The organism is Moorena sp. SIO3B2 (assembly GCF_010692525.1).
GTDB classification, from domain to species: domain Bacteria; phylum Cyanobacteriota; class Cyanobacteriia; order Cyanobacteriales; family Coleofasciculaceae; genus Moorena; species Moorena producens.
In genome coordinates, this window is sequence record NZ_JAAHHE010000398.1 from 1 (window position 1) to 5,321 (window position 5,321).

Below are 5,321 nucleotides of genomic sequence, written 5' to 3' on the forward strand. Positions count from 1 at the left end.
TGGCTTATGGCTTATGGCCACACTACTGTTCGCGTAGCGAATGGCTGACGGCTGACGGCTGACGGCTGACTGCTGAATGCTTACGGTAAATTTACCTCCTTCTCCGCTCAAGTCTCGGTTATTGTGTGAGATGACTTATTCAGGTTTTGAGGGATATGACCCGTATGCTCACAAGACCTATCAGCCGTTAACTAAGGAAAAAGAACAGTCGAAAAACTTGGTTTGCCCGATGTAAGTAATACTCCTGGGGATTCAGATGTTCGGAAGTCCTGAATGGGATTTGCTATGTCAAGTATGGATTACAAATGAATGATTACGATGAAGCCACAACAATAACCATTCTTGATCAGCACATTCCTAGAAGTAGTTTTGTGATGGGGATAAATTCCTTGTTAAAAATTCCTGTTCCCTAGATATTTGTGAACCGCGATCGTAGTATGATTATATCGATTTGGGAAATCAACCTTAATTTAAATTTGCCAAAGACATCATCCTAAAGTTGGGAACAGAGAATTTAGAATCCAATGCTTAAACGAACACCTAGTCTGGGATTTATAATCGAGTGGACGATAGCAACAACCACGGGTCTGATAATTACTATTGCGTCATGTTTATCGCTTTTATCGCTTTTATCGCTTTTATCGCTTTTATCGCTATATGGAAATCTTTATGATCTGGTTTTGTATCTGCTGTATCTGCTTTTGTACATGCTTATACCGTTTTGGCCAGCGATCGCACAATGGGTTGTTCTGCGACGTTACATTTCCGACGCTTGGATATGGGTTGTGGTGACTGCGTTAGGGGTCTACGTTGCCATACCAACCATAGTTTTTGTCTGTGGTTGGTACATAGGACCTCAATATACATTGCTAGTGAATCCAAGTGGATTACCCATGACCTGGACAGCATCTATTTTTGCGACCCTAATTGGTTGGGTAGTGTTATCTTTCTTCCAATCGGTAGCTCTTTTTATGCATACAACTCGGGTAATTTGGTGGATTGTTCTTAACAGCTTAGTTTGGACTGCATTCTATAGTTGGATAATGGAGATTTTTGCTCATTATTATGCTAACATTTTTAAGAACTACAATCAGCCTTCTGGCTACTACTACAATATAACTCAAGAGATGGCAGTAAAACTCATAATTTTAATTATTCCCATCGCCAGCTTTATCCAAGGTCGTATACTTGCATGGTTATTCAACTCCCCTAAGGAGTCCAGGTGATGACCTTTGATTTTTTGTGATCTTTTCTGTCAGTTATAAAAAATAAATAAAAGTCATCTTATTTCTGTTAATATAGCTTAAGGGAAGTAGACCAGTTTTTTGTTTTTAATTATGTTAATTTGTTGACTTATAAGTTAAATCTGTAGTTAATGTGTTTGTAGCTATGTATTTATGTGGTAATAAATAATTTGCCGTGGTTATAACAAATTTTGTGTGTTATTAACAATAGCAAATAGTAACGCTGATAGATAGTGGGGCAATGGAAAGTCAGGTTGGTTTTCAATCCGACTTTGATGGCGATGATTTTTCATTGACGGCAGTAAAAGACTACAATACAATGACGACATGCAAAGCGACCGCACCTTTTTAGACAGGGAAGTGCGATCGCTGAAGTAAATGATTTGCAGTAAATCACTTAGATCTTAACCATGAAAGAATACGTTACGCACGCAATAATCCAGATCGGGACTTTTAAAAAATTTGATGGCTTCAAGACTAAGAAAGGCATGTACGTAATGTCTCAAACCCAGACAGCGGAAACCGTTGGAGAGAACAAGCAAAACGTGTCAGATTTTTTGCGCTCAAAAGCCTTCAAAACCATATGGGGAGAGGGGTTTACGAGTCAGACTTTTGAAGTAGAAGATTCAACTCAATTAATTGGACAACCCAGGATTAATGGATTGCCACTGAAAATAGTAATCATTTATTGGAATTACCGTTCTTACAGGGGTAACAAGGAAGCATACAATATCCTTAGTGTACTAGCCTTGGATTCTCTAGAGGATCATTTTCGTCATGCTTTTGGTGACACGGCGACAATGGAAGAACGAGGTCAACGAATAGATGCTTACGTGCAGGAACTAGAAGAAAGGTTGAATGCAGCCAACGAAACCATCGCACAGCAGGAACTGGAGTTGCGGCAGTCCTGGGAAGAGTATGATGTCCAGCAATCTTACCAGGATGAGTATGATCGCCAGCTCCGGGAACATGGCATCAACCCTTGGGCAGTTCCAAACACCGAAGACGAGCATTTCTGATTTTTGAACAATTTCGCGACGCATTCCCCCACCTAGTTCAGGTGGGGGTTAAGGAGCGCTAGGATATTTGACTTCTTCCCCAACGCTCTATAAACTCTCCAACACTAGTACCTGATTCTTTTGCAGAAGATTGCAGCCACTTCCACACAGTATCTGTAAGCATAATATTGTGTGTTTTTTTAAGCTCGTTGTAATGAACGGGGACACCTCTCATTCTTTTCTTTTTGTTGCTGTCTGGGGTTGACATATCTAGAATATCCACATATACTAGATATATAGTAGCAAAGGAACAGATCAAAACACCAGGTAAGGTAATTCGCACAGACAAATGGACTCTTAACCCAACAGCTGAGCAGAAAGCACTGCTAGGCGAAACGGTAAGAGTCTATCGTCGTGCTTGCCGGTACTTGGTGGGAATTATCTATACTCATTGGGGAGAACTGGGCAGTCTCACAGCGGAGCAGCTAACTCCTGCTGTAGAAAAGTTGATGCACCAAACTGCTAAACGCCCTAGCGTAAAATATCCCCAATTTAAAAACAGTTTCTATAAATTCCCTAGCTATTACCGTCGGGCTGCTATTTCCTTTGCGGCAGGGCAAGTATCCAGTTTTGTTACCAGGTACCAAAACTGGCAAAGAGGTAATAGAAAAAAGAAAATCAGCAAGCCTCCTCGGCTTAATGCAAAAGCAGGATGTTACCCTACTTTATACAAAGGTCAATGCTATAAGCTACACGGCTTTGACCAAGTAGAAATCAAGGTTTTTGAGAGAAAGAAGTGGGTCTGGACTAGGGTTCAAATAACAGGTTTAAGGCAAAGGCATCAGGTAGCGGCTAACAAGATGATGTCTCCTTCTTTGATATTGGGTGACAAAGGTTGTCACCTTTCAGTGCCATTCTGTTGCAAGCCAGACAAAAGAAATCCAGAGAGGAATGTAACTGCTGTTGACTTGGGGATAAACACTACTGCCACTGTGGCAGTAGTAAGAAATGACGGCACTGTAATCCATCGTGACTTTATTCACCTTGGAAGAGACATAGACCGTAGAGACAAACGATTAAGAACCGTATCAAAAAAAGCCTCTAAGACAATGGGTAGGGGCGGAAAACTGCATAAAGGGTTTTGTTCTAACATTTATCAAAAATGCCGAAGAATCAATAACCAAATTAGCCATGTTGTTTCCAAGCGAATTGTAGAGATTGCGGAAAATTATAATTCAGAAGCCATTGTTTTTGAAAATCTTAAAGGGTGGAAACCTAAAGGTGGCCGAAAAAGGTCTAATCTCAGACAAAGATTTCACGGATGGCTTAAAGCAAAGATTCGCGATTTTACGGAAATGAAATGGGTAGAGTTAGGCGGAAAAGTAATAGATGTAATCGCAGCCTATACTTCCAAGCTAGCTTTTGATGGTTCTGGTACGGTAAAGCGGCATTCAAAAAACTACTCTCTGGCTACTTTCCCTTCAGGCAAGCAGTTTAACGCAGATTTAAACGGAGCTTACAATATCGGTGCCAGAGGCGTGTTTAAACTCACTCGCAGAAATGACGAGGAGGGGCGTTCCAGTAAAAATTCTGGACGTCCGCCTAGAAGCTGGGCTAGCCTTTGTGACTTATGGACTAGTGGTAGTTCCAAGTTAGCATAGGACACCCCCACCTCTGTGAAAACAAGGTGGGGGAGCTTCATCTAGCAAATTTTCCCAAATTAACAGCGATCGTAATTAATTACTTGTCTTTGATGCGATCGCTCTTAGCGGAAGCTTCGCTTCATCGCGTAGCGTGGCCTACGGCCAATCGCTTTTTTTGATGCTTTAATGCCAACTAGGGTAAACCCATAGTACATCATGGTAAATATTTTAGACTAATTTTTAAAAATCACATTAAACCAAACACCAATTATATTAAAAAATAAGTACATTAATGATGGAATTAATGATTGATTCAGGTTTGAACGAAATCTCTTGTTATTCAGCTGGTAATTATCAAGGATATGTTCAACCCTTTCTCCTAATCGTGTATCTTTATTATATATTTATAGTATTTTTATATGATTTATGGCAGTTAATTCATCATAAATACAAAACAATACATATTGTATTCCACTTAAAGCCATTATTAGAACATAGGGATATACAGATTTATCAACAATATTATAATTTTGTATTAAAAACTTTTTGATTACTGTGATTTGTGATTCAAGTTAAGCTATCCTATTAGAATAACTTGGATATAGTGATACTTGTTATCGGCTGCATCTCATTTTTGTAAAAAAGTTGCGTAGGGTGCGTTAGGGGAGCCTCATTTTCCGCCTCGTAGCCAGGGTTTGGAGGACCCGCCCCGTAACGCTGTGTCAAACAGCAAAAATGAGATGCACCCCTTGTTATCTTACATAATTCCATATATTTTCAATTATAAGTGTGCTTGTATGCGTATACTTTAAATACACAATTTATATATAATTACCAGGAAAAATTTAAAATAATTAAGATACTATATTCTCGCCATTGCGGTATATTAACAGAATTTTTAAAATTTAGCAAGGTATATCAAACCTCCTAAACATATGAGATAAAAATTCCATCAATACTCCTTATTACTCTTGTCCAATGAATCCACCAGCTGCAAAAAGCTTCGCTACTTCTGAGTCAATATCAGGACGTTTTGAAAAATTCCTTTAATCATAGTAAATACGACCACCGAGTTTAGCGATCGCCTGGTTGTGCTCCACTTACAAGGGTAGGTTTTTTACAAAGGAGCAAGTATGTACTTTGATTACGTATAAAATCCTTAAAATATGTATCAAAATACACAATAATTTCCGGGATAATTCTCCCCATTTCCCGCTTTTACCGACTCCCAGGGCTTGCGCGTAGCGCACCTTTGCCTCTTGCCTCTTGCCTCTTGCCTCTTGCCAATGCCATTGCGCGTAGCGCTATAAAACTGTACCTCTGCCGACTCTTTCAATAATTTGTTACAAAAGTTTTTAAAATATGCTATAATATTAAGATTTTTATGTTACAATGAAACCGTGGACATTCAAATCCACGGGAAGAGCCAGCCTGAC

The 5,321-nt window shown here is 39.4% G+C and carries 4 protein-coding genes; 3 read left to right on the forward strand and 1 reads right to left on the reverse strand.

Annotated features, from left to right (window positions below):
• Positions 1–707: 707 nt before the first annotated feature.
• From F6K38_RS34550 to F6K38_RS34560, 3 genes are all read left to right on the forward strand, one after another.
• Positions 708–1,226: a hypothetical protein gene (locus F6K38_RS34550; protein WP_287254405.1), complete on the forward strand. Its 519-nt coding sequence runs from the start codon at positions 708–710 to the stop codon at positions 1,224–1,226.
• Positions 1,227–1,654: 428 nt separating this feature from the next.
• Positions 1,655–2,263, forward strand: a complete 609-nt coding sequence (locus F6K38_RS34555; protein ID WP_287254404.1) for a hypothetical protein — start codon at positions 1,655–1,657, stop codon at positions 2,261–2,263.
• Positions 2,264–2,556: 293 nt separating this feature from the next.
• Complete coding sequence (locus tag F6K38_RS34560; protein WP_287254407.1) at positions 2,557–3,903, forward strand: IS200/IS605 family accessory protein TnpB-related protein; 1,347 nt, start codon at positions 2,557–2,559, stop codon at positions 3,901–3,903.
• Between the two features lie 1,153 nt (positions 3,904–5,056).
• Here F6K38_RS34560 and F6K38_RS34565 read toward each other — a convergent pair.
• Positions 5,057–5,221, reverse strand: a complete 165-nt coding sequence (locus F6K38_RS34565; protein ID WP_287254402.1) for a hypothetical protein — start codon at positions 5,219–5,221, stop codon at positions 5,057–5,059.
• Between the last annotated feature and the right edge of the window lie 100 nt (positions 5,222–5,321).